Source organism: Providencia sp. wls1943, assembly GCF_009706275.1.
Taxonomy (GTDB): Bacteria; Pseudomonadota; Gammaproteobacteria; order Enterobacterales; family Enterobacteriaceae; genus Providencia; species Providencia zhijiangensis.
In genome coordinates this window covers 273,037-285,236 of sequence record NZ_WLTU01000023.1, presented here as the reverse complement: position 1 = coordinate 285,236, position 12,200 = coordinate 273,037, and the positions used below count along the sequence as shown (strand labels likewise).

Annotated in this window: 13 protein-coding genes; 5 read left to right on the top strand and 8 right to left on the bottom strand. The window is 41.6% G+C overall.

Annotated elements, in window-relative coordinates:
- Positions 1-123 precede the first annotated feature (123 nt).
- Positions 124-1,368: a multifunctional transcriptional regulator/nicotinamide-nucleotide adenylyltransferase/ribosylnicotinamide kinase NadR gene (gene nadR / locus GKR48_RS12805; protein ID WP_154628349.1), complete on the top strand. Its 1,245-nt coding sequence runs from the start codon at positions 124-126 to the stop codon at positions 1,366-1,368.
- Positions 1,369-1,411: 43 nt separating this feature from the next.
- Here nadR and ettA read toward each other — a convergent pair whose 3' ends face one another.
- The 5 genes from ettA to GKR48_RS12780 form a co-directional block, all read right to left on the bottom strand.
- Entirely contained in the window at positions 1,412-3,079 is a 1,668-nt protein-coding gene (gene ettA / locus GKR48_RS12800; protein ID WP_154628348.1) for an energy-dependent translational throttle protein EttA, read from the bottom strand.
- A gap of 360 nt (positions 3,080-3,439) precedes the next feature.
- Positions 3,440-3,994: a hypothetical protein gene (locus GKR48_RS17915; protein WP_230088666.1), complete on the bottom strand. Its 555-nt coding sequence runs from the start codon at positions 3,992-3,994 to the stop codon at positions 3,440-3,442.
- Positions 3,995-4,037: 43 nt separating this feature from the next.
- Positions 4,038-4,286, bottom strand: a complete 249-nt coding sequence (locus tag GKR48_RS18180; protein ID WP_154628347.1) for a hypothetical protein — start codon at positions 4,284-4,286, stop codon at positions 4,038-4,040.
- A 12-nt stretch (positions 4,287-4,298) separates the two neighbouring features.
- Positions 4,299-4,634: a hypothetical protein gene (locus GKR48_RS18175; RefSeq protein ID WP_154628346.1), complete on the bottom strand. Its 336-nt coding sequence runs from the start codon at positions 4,632-4,634 to the stop codon at positions 4,299-4,301.
- A gap of 11 nt (positions 4,635-4,645) precedes the next feature.
- On the bottom strand, positions 4,646-5,332 hold the full coding sequence (locus GKR48_RS12780; RefSeq protein ID WP_224063684.1) for a hypothetical protein: 687 nt from the start codon (positions 5,330-5,332) through the stop codon (positions 4,646-4,648).
- Positions 5,333-5,933: 601 nt separating this feature from the next.
- On the opposite strand from GKR48_RS12780, the gene sltY reads away from it, so the two are divergent.
- On the top strand, positions 5,934-7,850 hold the full coding sequence (gene sltY, locus GKR48_RS12775; protein WP_195848250.1) for a murein transglycosylase: 1,917 nt from the start codon (positions 5,934-5,936) through the stop codon (positions 7,848-7,850).
- Positions 7,851-7,980: 130 nt separating this feature from the next.
- Complete coding sequence (gene trpR / locus GKR48_RS12770; RefSeq protein WP_036950344.1) at positions 7,981-8,298, top strand: trp operon repressor; 318 nt, start codon at positions 7,981-7,983, stop codon at positions 8,296-8,298.
- A gap of 104 nt (positions 8,299-8,402) precedes the next feature.
- Here the strand turns inward: trpR and yjjX are convergent, their stop codons facing one another.
- Entirely contained in the window at positions 8,403-8,939 is a 537-nt protein-coding gene (yjjX, locus tag GKR48_RS12765; protein ID WP_154602782.1) for an inosine/xanthosine triphosphatase, read from the bottom strand.
- A 52-nt stretch (positions 8,940-8,991) separates the two neighbouring features.
- On the opposite strand from yjjX, the gene gpmB reads away from it, so the two are divergent.
- Positions 8,992-9,639, top strand: a complete 648-nt coding sequence (gene gpmB, locus GKR48_RS12760; protein WP_154628343.1) for a 2,3-diphosphoglycerate-dependent phosphoglycerate mutase GpmB — start codon at positions 8,992-8,994, stop codon at positions 9,637-9,639.
- A gap of 74 nt (positions 9,640-9,713) precedes the next feature.
- Here gpmB and robA read toward each other — a convergent pair whose 3' ends face one another.
- Positions 9,714-10,616 carry an MDR efflux pump AcrAB transcriptional activator RobA gene (gene robA, locus GKR48_RS12755; RefSeq protein ID WP_154628342.1) on the bottom strand — a complete coding sequence of 301 codons (903 nt, stop codon included), beginning with the start codon at positions 10,614-10,616 and terminating at the stop codon, positions 9,714-9,716.
- 182 nt (positions 10,617-10,798) lie between these two features.
- Between robA and creA the strand changes: the two genes are divergently transcribed.
- On the top strand, positions 10,799-11,305 hold the full coding sequence (gene creA / locus GKR48_RS12750; protein WP_154628341.1) for a protein CreA: 507 nt from the start codon (positions 10,799-10,801) through the stop codon (positions 11,303-11,305).
- An 80-nt stretch (positions 11,306-11,385) separates the two neighbouring features.
- Here creA and GKR48_RS12745 read toward each other — a convergent pair whose 3' ends face one another.
- Positions 11,386-12,189 carry an LEM-3-like GIY-YIG domain-containing protein gene (locus tag GKR48_RS12745; protein ID WP_154628340.1) on the bottom strand — a complete coding sequence of 268 codons (804 nt, stop codon included), beginning with the start codon at positions 12,187-12,189 and terminating at the stop codon, positions 11,386-11,388.
- Positions 12,190-12,200: the final 11 nt, after the last annotated feature.

Sequence of the window (12,200 nt, the reverse complement as noted above, 5' to 3'; positions counted from 1 at the left end):
ATGCCCCGTGCTGTCACGTTGTTGCTTGTGCTTAACGACAACACGGATCATTTAGATAATGGTGAGATAGTGAGAGAAAATATTCTCTGTTAAAAAGGGAATAAAAGCGAAAGGACAAATAATATGGCTGAATTTGAGTATCTAAAGAGTGCCATCAAAGGTGCAGGTTACACCTTGCAGCAAGTCGCTGATGCGACAGAGATGACCAAAGGCTATCTCAGCCAGTTAATTAACGACAAAATTAAAAGCCCCAGTGCCCACAAAATCGCGGCGCTTCATCGTTTTTTAGGATTGGAGTATCCGCTTCAACAAAAAACTATCGGCGTCGTTTTTGGGAAATTTTATCCACTCCATACGGGGCATATCTATTTGATTCAACGGGCTTGTAGCCAAGTGGATGAACTGCATGTGATCCTCTGCCATGACGAGCCTCGTGATAAAGAGCTGTTTGTGAACAGCTCCATGTCACAACAGCCAACCGTCAGTGACCGCCTGCGTTGGTTATTGCAAACCTTTAAGTATCAGAAAAATATCCATATTCACTCCTTTGATGAGCAAGGGATTGAACCGTATCCTCACGGTTGGGAAGTGTGGAGCGATGGGATGAAAGGCTTTATGAAAAAGCACAATATCAACCCTAGCTTTATCTATTCCGGTGAGCCTCACGATGTACATCGCTATAAAAAATACCTTGGGATCGAAACCCTGCTTATCGATCCTGAGCGCACATTTATGAATATTAGCGGCAATCAAATTCGCCAAGCGCCATTCCGCTATTGGGAATATATTCCAACTGAAGTGAAACCATTCTTTGTGCGTAAAGTGGCGGTGTTAGGAGGCGAATCAAGCGGTAAATCCACCCTCGTCAATAAGTTGGCCAATATCTTCAATACCACCAGTGCGTGGGAATATGGGCGCGATTATGTGTTTAGCCACCTTGGCGGTGATGAGATGGCGCTGCAATATTCCGATTACGATAAAATCGCGTTAGGTCATGCTCAATATATTGATTTTGCGATTAAATATGCGAATAAAGTGGCATTTATTGATACGGATTTTGTCACCACGCAAGCATTCTGTTTGCGTTATGAAGGGCGAGAACACCCTTTTGTGCAGGCGTTGATTGATGAGTACCGTTTTGATCTCGTTATCTTGCTGGAAAATAATACCCCATGGGTAGCGGATGGTCTGCGCAGCTTAGGCAGTGATAAAGACCGAATGGAGTTTCAAACATTACTGATTGAAATGCTGAAAAAAAATAATATTGAATTTGTGCATGTGGAGTCGTCGGACTACGATTCGCGTTTCTTAGAGTGCGTTTCTTTGGTTCAGCAATTATTGATGCTGGATGATTCGCTTTCCGCATAAAAAAACGGCCCCGAAGGGGCCGTTTTCGATCATAATAAACGAATTATTTGGTCATCTTTTTGTACTTAATGCGGTGCGGTTGCAGCGCATCTGCACCTAAAGTACGTTTCTTGTAATCTTCGTACTCAGAGAAGTTACCTTCGAAGAAGGTGATATTGCCTTCATCTTGGTAGTCGATGATGTGGGTTGCGATACGGTCAAGGAACCAACGGTCATGGGAAATCACCATTGCACAGCCCGGGAATTCTAACAGGGCGTTTTCCAGTGCACGTAAGGTTTCAACGTCGAGGTCGTTGGTTGGTTCATCGAGCAGCAGTACGTTGCCGCCAACTTGCAGCAGTTTTGCCAGATGTAAACGACCACGCTCACCACCAGACAGTTCACCCACGCGTTTACCTTGGTCAACGCCTTTAAAGTTAAAGCGACCGACGTAAGCACGGCTTGGGATCTCAAAGTTACCGATACGCATGATATCTTGACCGTTGGAAATCTCTTCCCACACTGTTTTGCTATCATCCATTGCATCACGGAACTGATCCACAGAGGCAATTTTCACGGTATCACCCAAGGTGATTGAACCGGAATCTGGCTGCTCTTGACCGGAAATCATACGGAACAGGGTAGATTTACCCGCACCGTTTGGACCGATGATCCCGACAATCGCCCCTTTCGGGATCGAGAAATTCAGGTTGTCGATCAGAACGCGATCACCATAAGACTTGCTCAGGTTTTCCACTTCAATAACTTTGTCACCTAAACGCGGTCCAGGTGGGATAAACAGTTCGCTGGTTTCGTTACGTTTTTGATATTCCACGCTGTTAAGCTCTTCAAAGCGAGCCAGACGCGCTTTACCTTTGGATTGACGACCTTTTGGATTTTGACGGATCCACTCCAATTCTTTCTCGATGGATTTACGACGAGCCGCTTCTGTTGACGCTTCTTGCGCCAGACGTTCATCTTTTTGTTCCAACCAAGAAGAGTAGTTACCTTCCCATGGAATACCTTCACCACGGTCAAGTTCAAGGATCCAGCCCGCAACGTTATCGAGGAAGTAACGGTCATGGGTAATTGCCACAACAGTGCCTTCGTAGTCATGCAAGAAACGCTCTAACCAAGCCACGGATTCCGCATCCAAGTGGTTGGTTGGTTCGTCGAGTAGTAGCATGTCTGGTTTTTCCAGCAGCAGGCGGCAGATAGCCACACGGCGGCGTTCACCCCCAGACAAGTTTCCGATGACGGCATCCCAAGCAGGAAGACGCAATGCATCAGCAGCACGTTCCAGTTGGTTATCGAGGTTATGACCATCTTGTGCGGCAATAATTGCTTCCAGTTGACCTTGTTCTTTCGCCAGCTTGTCGAAATCAGCATCTGGATCGGCATATTGCGCATACACTTCGTCTAAGCGAGTTAGCGCATTTTTGACTTCACTTACCGCTTCTTCAACCGCCTCACGCACTGTGTGCTCAAGATTCAGTTTTGGTTCTTGTGGTAAATAGCCAATTTTGATGCCGGGTTGAGGGCGTGCTTCCCCTTCAATATCTGTGTCAATGCCTGCCATGATGCGCAGTAGTGTGGATTTACCTGCACCGTTGAGACCTAAAACACCAATTTTCGCCCCAGGGAAGAAGCTCAGAGAGATATTTTTTAAAATATGACGTTTCGGTGGAACAATTTTTCCCACTCGATACATACTATAAACGTATTGAGCCAATTTATTTACCTTTTGTTTTATAACATAATTTTTAATTGCATCGCTCGGTTATTCACTTTGTAAGAACTCATAAATTCAAGGCGAATAGTGAGATTCCAAAAGCGAAAGTGTGTAAAACGAGCCACTCAAAAGTAATTGCGTCTAACTGTAATTGTTCCTGCCTTTATGTCAATAACTTCCCATGCAAGTGATGACAATTCAGGGGGCTATCACCTCATCATGCAATCAATATTAATTCATTATTGATGTCGATTATTACATATAACAAAAGGCTCGAAATAGGTGTTGAGTAGGGTGGGGATGATAATTGATGGGATCTGAACTGCAAACGGCTAGACCCCAATATATGAAGTAATGGTATTAAAGATAAGTGAAGTAAACCTCAGACATTTCACATTCGATACCATTTATAATAGCTGTAGAACGTTCGCCAATAAGGTTGCTATTTTCATTAATAAAATCAACAATGTCGAAATCTGTATTAATTCGCTCAACACCTAATTCTTGCAACGTATATATTTCACCTGCATGAGATATGCCGTCCATTTGATGATTTACCCATATGCGCAATGAAGCGTAAATTTCATCATTTTTGTCGATATATCCTTTTTTATCTTTGTCCAAATCAACAAGTTTAAAGAAACCTTCCATGCGCTCAGAGCCACCAAACAGATCATTAACGCTAGTTACGTTGTCAATGCCTTGTTTGTTGTAAACTAAAAAAACAGAAGTTGGCATAATCCACGCGGAGGTAACGTTATGGCCAATTCCTAATAAATCAAACTGAACGGATTGATCAAAAATTGAGGTCGTTTTTATGCCACAGCCGTCTAGATTAATAACAATCGGTGAAGCAACTGTGAGGTTCTTAACAACAAATTCCTGAACTTCTAGTTCGCAAGTTCCCTGTTCCATAGTAAAATGCTTGGCAACATCCCATGCATCCGTTGATTTAGTGTCAAGCCATTTCCCCCCCTGAAATTGTAGTTGGCACAACAGCATCTATACACGGTTGAGCCCAATTAGGTAATTGTTCAGGTCTCCATCTATTAGGGGGTAATACCACTTTGCGTGCTTCTTTAATTTGATAATTATCGCCAGAGCAAAGAGCATTACTTAGGTTTGCATAAATACTCACTGCAGTATTTGGTTGTAAATAATTAGGCAATTGACTACGCCCTAAAGTAGTTTGATTAAATACTTGCATTCCAAAGTCAACTCAATTGCCACAAGCCAGCGCATATTTCATATTACCAATACTAGATTCATGATGTGCTTTTTGGGCATATTTTAATGCGTTCGTAAAATCATTAGATGACAACTTTGCGTAACTGAAATGATGCGGTGATTTTGCATCGATTTTACGTCGATTATCACTTTCTTCATTAGATACACCTGATGGGCGATCTTTATTTTTTAGATTTGCACCAAAAGTTCCTTTATTAACACCATTACCATCGATAAAAGTAAAATTAACATGCCCTGTTGCAGATTTAACGCCTACATCAGAGTAATTAGCCTCAAACTGATTAATACGGATATATGGTTGAGCCATAAAAAAAATCCTTATTTTTTATTGCGAATAAGTAATATTGATTGCATCTTTTCATCTACAATCGACGAGTAAGTTTCTGGATTTTTTGTATCACAATCTAGAATGTAACGTGCCTCACCTCCTGTTCTGCCTAAGTATGAAATGTATGGATATTTTAAGTTGGTAAATTTTTTTGCATCTTCAACTGAGGTCAAAAATGCACAAGGGTTTTCCATGGCATTAATGACTAATTCTCTTTGTTGTAAATTATCAAAAATAAAAGGTGCTATTTTGAAAACAAAACAAGAGGTTGGTGTGTCATTGATGCGATAGTCATTACAATTGTTTTTCCGAATTAGAGGATTTGGTTCAGTGATATATTTGACTGTTACTCTCATTGTGGGAGTTATAATTGTATTAGGATCATGAACATCAATTTCTACCATCTCACCGTTTTTATTTATGAAATGCTTAGTCTCTAATAAAGTAAATGAATCGGGTTCAACTAACGAGCACCCTCCAATTAAGGCCGTATTTATAACTTCATCCTGTCCATTACATAAGTGTTGAGATACTTTGTTGTTTTTATTATTTTTTATTAAGCCAATTGCATAAGCTGCGTAGATGTTTTTACCAGTAATGTTTTCCATTAATGCGGATGTAGCGGCATCCTGTACCGCAATAGAAGGGATAAATCCAAACGAATCTCCTTTATGCATCGAGTATGCATTTGTAAAGAAAGGAATTAGCATAATACTGAACATTAATACATTAGGCTTACAACTAAAATTCATATACAAATCCACTCTTAGTTTGTCGAAAAAACATAAATAAATATTACATATAACACCTATAAATGAAAATGATTGTCATTACAAAATTTAATTTTGTTCAATAAAAATGAAAAGATAATAAATAACTCTGCCTCCCTACTTTAACTGAGATATTTCGACTTTGAATTTTCTAACATGCCAAGCTCAACAAGTTTTAAATATTCACTATCTGAGTTTCTGTCAAACCTGCTTCTTGAATATGACTTTTGCAATAGTAGGGCAGAAAATCTAATTATAATTATCTTATTTTAGGGGAAGTCGGCAGAGGCCTATACCCGATCGCCCATAGGCTGGTCTAGGTTATCCGTGTTGTCAGGGTTAACGAATCGAATAAGTAAAAGATTGTAAACCCAACCATTTCAAGAAATCTCCTCTGTCGCTGGCTGAAAACTTTAGGTAGCATTAACATTATTGATGTATCTAATAAATGCTTTATGTATGTTTGAGGTCAATCTCTAACAAGATTTAAGCGATGGAGCGAATTAATATGAAAGGTTGGTTAGCGGCGGTCCCGGTAACAATGTTGTTAGTCTCTACAGCAGTTTGGGCGGATTCTTTACAGGCACAACGTGAACGTTATCAGGCAATTAAGCTTGCTTGGGATGCCAATAAAATGGATGAAGTTGAACGCTTAATGCCAACCTTACGTGATTATCCGCTGTATCCATATTTAGAATACCGCGAGCTGTCACAAGATTTAGATATTATCTCGCCAAGACAAGCGCAAGAGTTTATCGATGCATACCCAACGTTACCTGTGGCGAAAACCCTCAAAAGCCGGTTTGTGAATGAGCTGGCGCGTCGCCAAGAGTGGACATCATTATTGGCATTTAGTCCTGAGCCACCACAACCTGCGGAAGCGCAATGTAATTTCTATTTTGCGAATTGGGCGACGGGAAATAAACAGGTTGCATGGCAGGGTGCTGAAAAAATGTGGCTCAATGGTAATTCCATGCCAGCAGCGTGCGATAAGCTATTTACTGAGTGGGAAAAAGCCGGATATCTTTCAACGGATATGATTTTGGCGCGTATTCACCTTGCGATTAAAGAGGGTAATACGTCCACAGCAACTTACCTCGCGAAGCGATTACCAAGCAGCTACAAAACTATCTCTGATGCGCTGGTCAAACTACAAAATGACCCCGCTTCGGTTGTCACGTTTGCGAAAACATTGACGCCGACGGATTTTACGCGTCAAGCCACATTAGCTGGATTTAGCCGCTATGCGCGTCAATCTCCTGATGCTGCTCGCACGGCATTAGCGGGGATCAGTTCTGCCCAGAAAATGAATATGGCAGAAAACCAGCAAATGAAAGACAGCGTTGCGTGGCAATATATGGGGGTTGATGTGACTCCTGAGCAGGCAATGTGGCGTGATGAAGTGATCCGCGAAACCAACTCCGCAGCCTTAAAAGAACGCCGCGTACGTTTAGCGCTGGGAGAAGGGGATAAAACAGGGTTAGCGTCATGGCTGCGTCAATTACCTAACGACGTGAAAAATAAAGAAGAGTGGCAATATTGGCAAGCTATTACCTTGATTGACCAAGGTAAAACGGCGGAAGGTGAAAGCATACTGCGAGAGTTAACCTCGAAGCGTGGGTTCTACCCAATGGTGGCCGCTCAGCAGCTAAAAATGGATTACCCAGTCATGGTGAATAAAGCCGTGAAACCTGACTCCAGTATTCACAACATGCCGCAAATTCAGCGCATCCGTGAGTTAATGTATTGGGAGATGGATAATCTGGCGCGCTCCGAGTGGATCAATTTGGTCTCTTCGATGTCTCCTAATCAACAAGAGCAACTCGCCCGTTATGCCTTCGATAATAAATGGGCAGATCTAAGCGTTCAAGCGACGATCACCGCAAAACTGTGGGATCACCTTGAAGAGCGTTTCCCACTGGCGTGGGAAAAACAGTTTGATAATTACACTCGCAGTAAAATGATCCAAAAAAGCTATGCGATGGCCATTGCTCGTCAAGAAAGCGCATGGAACCCGCAAGCACAATCGCCAGTTGGCGCGACAGGCTTAATGCAGTTAATGCCTGCGACCGCAAAACATACGGCGCAAAAACAAGGTATTACTGGCTATGTGAATTCAGGGCAACTGACCAACCCTGTGATGAATATTGAGTTAGGTACCGCGTATCTTGATGATGTTTATCAGCAATTTGGCAATAACCGTATTTTAGCCAGCGCGGCGTATAATGCAGGTCCATCGCGAGTGACTCGCTGGTTAGGTAACAGCGCAGGGCGTATCGATGCGGTGGCTTTTGTAGAAAGTATTCCGTTTGCAGAAACCCGTGGTTATGTGAAGAATGTTCTCTCTTACGATTTGTTTTATAAACATTTCTTAGGTGAAAAAGGCAATGTGTTATCCGTGAACGAATGGAATATGAAGTATTAATTTGTATGGTATTTCATCTTGTTGGTCGGTTTGGTTTACCTTCAATAAGATGAATACTGTATTTTTAACTATACGAGATAGTGTTCTGTGCTATTATTTGTACTAGTTTAATAGTATGGAAGGGTGGATGATGACTGTAGAATATAAACCAGACCCGGCGTTAACCGCCGATGAAAATGCAGATTGGCAACGCTTTGTGGAACTACTGCAAATGGCCTTTGAGCAAAATATACAGGATTCGATTCTTCAGCTATTACTCACACCGGATGAACGGACGGCTTTAGGAACTCGCGTTAGGATTGTTCAAGAATTAATGCGCGGTGAAATGAGTCAGCGTGAATTAAAAAATGAGCTCGGCGTAGGTATTGCCACTATTACTCGCGGCTCAAACAGTTTGAAGTCAGCCCCTATTCCGGTAAAAGAGTGGCTGGAATCTAAGCTACTGTAGTTTTTTATTATCTTTTATAGCAGCCAATGATTATTCTCAAAAAATAAAAGAGGGGCTCTTATTGCAAAGAGCCCCACATGCATTTTAAATCGTTTTGAGTATAATTAGTCTTCTATGTGATTTAGCTCTTTATAAATTTCGTGTTTAATAGGAACTAAAGCCAGTATTAGCGCTTGCTGATAAACGCTGGTGCGCGTCAACACGCCGTTGGTGAAAAAGCCAATCGCGCCGCCTTGTTGTTTGATATTATCAATACCAGTAAGGTCAGCCATTTCATCACCCAGCTCACGGCCTTCACGGATCCCTGCAAGGACTTTTTCTGGGATCATAATACTGGCAGAGCGTGATTCTCCACGGATTTGATGGTGCTCAATCACAATCCATGCAAATGTCATGTCATCTTCAACACCCGCCTCAATACCTACCCAAAAGTCAGCTTCTGGGCGTACTTGGCGTGATGCCATCACACGTTGTCTTGCTCCTGTACGGGTTTCATTATTACCGATAGGTTGCTGTGGAACGCTGCTATCGACATTAATATCTTCAATTTGATAACTGCCTGGCCCAAAAACGGCATCGAAGGCAAGTTGAATCGCTTTAATTTTGGCGGGATTCGTCGTTGCAGCTATAACTTGGTACATTAATTATTTTCCTTTGAACACATACTTTGTACAGTAATAACGGAACACATCTATGTTACAGGTTTATCTTGTTCGCCATGGCGAAACTGAATGGAACGTTGCTCGTCGCATACAGGGACAATCTGATAGCCCTTTGACTGCTTTAGGTCGTCAACAGGCAATGCAGGTCGCTCAACGGGTTAAATCCGAAGGTATTACCCATATTATCACTAGTGATATGGGACGCACACTTGAAACTGCACAAATTATTGCACAAGTGTGCGGGTGTGAAATTATCACAGAACCGCGTCTGCGTGAATTAAATATGGGAGTCTTGGAGCAACGAGAAATTGGCTCGCTGTCTGAACAGGAAGAACAGTGGCGCCAAAGCCTGATAAATGGCGCTGAAGGCGGCCGAATTCCTGAAGGGGAATCGATGGACGAACTGTTCACGCGCATGTTTGCTGCGTTAAATGGTTGTCTTGAACTGCCAGAAGGAAGCCGTCCACTGTTAGTCAGTCACGGCTTGGCGCTCAGCACATTACTCAGTCGTATCTTAGGCGTACCAGCAAACTCCCCACGTCGTTTACGTCTGCGTAACTGTTCACTATCTCGCGTTGATTATCAAAATAGCCCATGGTTAGCCAATGGCTGGATTGTGGAAACGGCGGGAGAAGTGACGCACCTTTCTCAACCAGCCCTTGATGAGCAGCAAGGTTAAGAATAAAGCAGCGAAAAAGAAAAAGGCGTTTCAGTATATGAAACGCCTTTGTTTTAAGTGTTGGTTATGATTGTTTAGTTAGCTTCAGGCTTTTTGATTGGAACATAATAGCTGAATGCTTCAATATGAGTTCTTGGATCTGTATCCGTTATCTCATTGTGCATCACACTCTTGATTTTGTAGTGTTCTACATCATAGCCTGGACGGCGAGTAAGATTCAGTTTTGGCAAGTAGACTCCATAAACATGGTAAAGGAACTCTTGCATTCTTTCTCTCGTCGTTTCGCCACGATAATTAAATTTCACATATTCGCCTGCGGGGATCGTAACATGGCTATATTCGGTGTTACTAAAGCTCGCATCTTCGGGTTTCACCGCGGTGGTGTAAAACACCGTTTGCTCATCATCTTTCTCGGCACTATGAATCGCATGATGCAAACCAAAGACTTCGGAAGCGATTTTGGTGGTGTGCTCTAAATAATAGCGCCAGAATGATTGACGCATTTGCGAGCAGGCAGTTGACCACTCTTCGAGCACATAGGAACAACTTTGCTCCAAACCAACCAATGGCTGCTCGACCATCGTGACAAATTCATAATCTAATGGAGAATGTTCATCTAATACAATCGGCGGACAAATACCGGTTGCGCACCACTCTTCAGTACGGCGATAAAACGCTGGCGTCAGATTGAACTGTTTTTTAAAAGCGCGAGTGAAAGTTTGTTGTGAATCAAATCGATACTGTAATGCAATATCAAGAATGGGACGGCTCGTTAAGCGCAGTGCAACCGCGGCACGAGATAGGCGTCTAGCGCGAATATAAGCACCAATTGCTTGGTCGGTCACATCCTTGAACATTCTCTGTAAATGCCACTTTGAATAACCCGCTCTTGCGGCAACATTATCTAATGATAATGGTTTATCAAGGTTATCATCTATCCAACGAAGAAGGTCGCGAATAATATTTGTTTGATCCATGGATATCCCCAAGCAATACGACTCATAGAACCGATATGAGTAATCAATGAGTGGCTATTCTATAACAAGTTACCTTTTTCGTTTATAGTAAATGAGTTGTATTTAAGAATTAGTTAATAAACAGAATTATTGTCGTTTAGGTTATTTAAAATTCAGATGTTAAGCTGAAAAGGGAATACTGTATGCGTTCTTCCAAATTTAAAAAAGGCATTGCGAAAGGTAATACACTGAAAAACCTCATTTTGGGAACAATGTTGTCTGCACTATCTTTTATGGCAGCCGCAGAAGAAATCGGCTCAGTTGATACTGTATTCAAGGTGCTGGGCCCTGACCATAAAATAGTCGTTGAAGCCTTTGATGACCCAGATGTGGACAATGTGACTTGCTACCTAAGTCGTTCAAAAACGGGCGGGATTAAAGGCGGGCTTGGATTAGCGGAAGATACCTCGGATGCTGCCATTTCCTGCCAACAAGTGGGTCCTATTGAGCTAAATGACCGAGTGAAACGTAATCCGAAAAAAGGGCAGGTAGTTTTCCAAAAGAGAACGTCACTGGTGTTTAAAAAGCTCCAAGTGGTTCGTTTTTACGATCCTAAACGTAACGCACTCGTCTATTTGACCTATTCCGATAAGATGATCGACGGCTCGCCTAAAAATGCGTTAAGCGCCGTACCAATTATGCCGTGGTGATTCTTTTTGATATAAAAATCGCTACTGATTACGTTTAAAGTCAGTGGCGATTTTTGAATGGCTTCAGAAAGTATAACTCACTAGATTTGTGTATCTGAATTATGAAAGCCGACTTTGAAAAATGGTTGAGCATAATTTCTATCTCGTTTTATGCTTTTACCCACATAAAGTGAGCGGATTTCATCGCTTGCTTTTCTGCCAATAAATTCCCAACGCCCACTTTCTTGAGTGATATTTCGAGTAAAGTATTGTTGAGTACCTGCTTCTACCCAAGAGTGAATTTCATACACTTCTTTAATGATATTGTTATAGGTAGCATAAGCATATTTTATATTTTGGTTTTTTCGTGGGGGGTTATGCCATACTCCACGAGTTGCTTCAAATAATTCAAGTTCACTCATATTAAATCTATAAAGCTTATTTAAAATAAACCCTATACCTTGGTGCTTAATATCTGAAATATTAATAACTTCCGGTGAATAAAGTGAAGCTGTTTCTTCTAATGTTAATCGCCCTTGCTTGAGAATATCAATGTCATTACTGGTGCTTTTACCATTGTTTTTATTGGTTAAACCCTCAATCCCGTATAAGTCTATACAAGTTGTTTCTACCATAAAAGCGGTGTCTGAATCTAAACCGTGACAAAGAATATCAATACCCAGTAAGTTTTCTTTATGTAATTCATAAATTCGTTTTAGCTTTTGGTCTTCCTCTCTTGATGGTTTATCACTTGCTAATGCATCTTTAATATGTGTTAAACAACGAGAGCCTGTACCTTTCCCGATATAAAAAGGAATTCGAGTATTGTTTCTCACTTCACATAGGGCATACACATAAAACTTTAGTTTACTTAATGTGTTTTTATATTGGCTAAAATCATTCATTGAATTCTACC

Excerpts from the sequence above, each read along its gene's own strand:
- creA (WP_154628341.1), top strand. The coding sequence starts at position 10,799 with ATGCGTTCTTCCAAATTTAAAAAAGGCATTGCGAAAGGTAATACACTG.
- sltY (WP_195848250.1), top strand. The coding sequence starts at position 5,934 with ATGAAAGGTTGGTTAGCGGCGGTCCCGGTAACAATGTTGTTAGTCTCT.
- trpR (WP_036950344.1), top strand. The coding sequence starts at position 7,981 with ATGACTGTAGAATATAAACCAGACCCGGCGTTAACCGCCGATGAAAAT.
- GKR48_RS18175 (WP_154628346.1), bottom strand. The coding sequence starts at position 4,634 with ATGGCTCAACCATATATCCGTATTAATCAGTTTGAGGCTAATTACTCT.
- robA (WP_154628342.1), bottom strand. The coding sequence starts at position 10,616 with ATGGATCAAACAAATATTATTCGCGACCTTCTTCGTTGGATAGATGAT.
- GKR48_RS18180 (WP_154628347.1), bottom strand. The coding sequence starts at position 4,286 with ATGCAAGTATTTAATCAAACTACTTTAGGGCGTAGTCAATTGCCTAAT.
- nadR (WP_154628349.1), top strand. The coding sequence starts at position 124 with ATGGCTGAATTTGAGTATCTAAAGAGTGCCATCAAAGGTGCAGGTTAC.
- GKR48_RS12745 (WP_154628340.1), bottom strand. The coding sequence starts at position 12,189 with ATGAATGATTTTAGCCAATATAAAAACACATTAAGTAAACTAAAGTTT.
- yjjX (WP_154602782.1), bottom strand. The coding sequence starts at position 8,939 with ATGTACCAAGTTATAGCTGCAACGACGAATCCCGCCAAAATTAAAGCG.
- GKR48_RS12780 (WP_224063684.1), bottom strand. The coding sequence starts at position 5,332 with ATGCATAAAGGAGATTCGTTTGGATTTATCCCTTCTATTGCGGTACAG.
- gpmB (WP_154628343.1), top strand. The coding sequence starts at position 8,992 with ATGTTACAGGTTTATCTTGTTCGCCATGGCGAAACTGAATGGAACGTT.
- GKR48_RS17915 (WP_230088666.1), bottom strand. The coding sequence starts at position 3,994 with ATGGAACAGGGAACTTGCGAACTAGAAGTTCAGGAATTTGTTGTTAAG.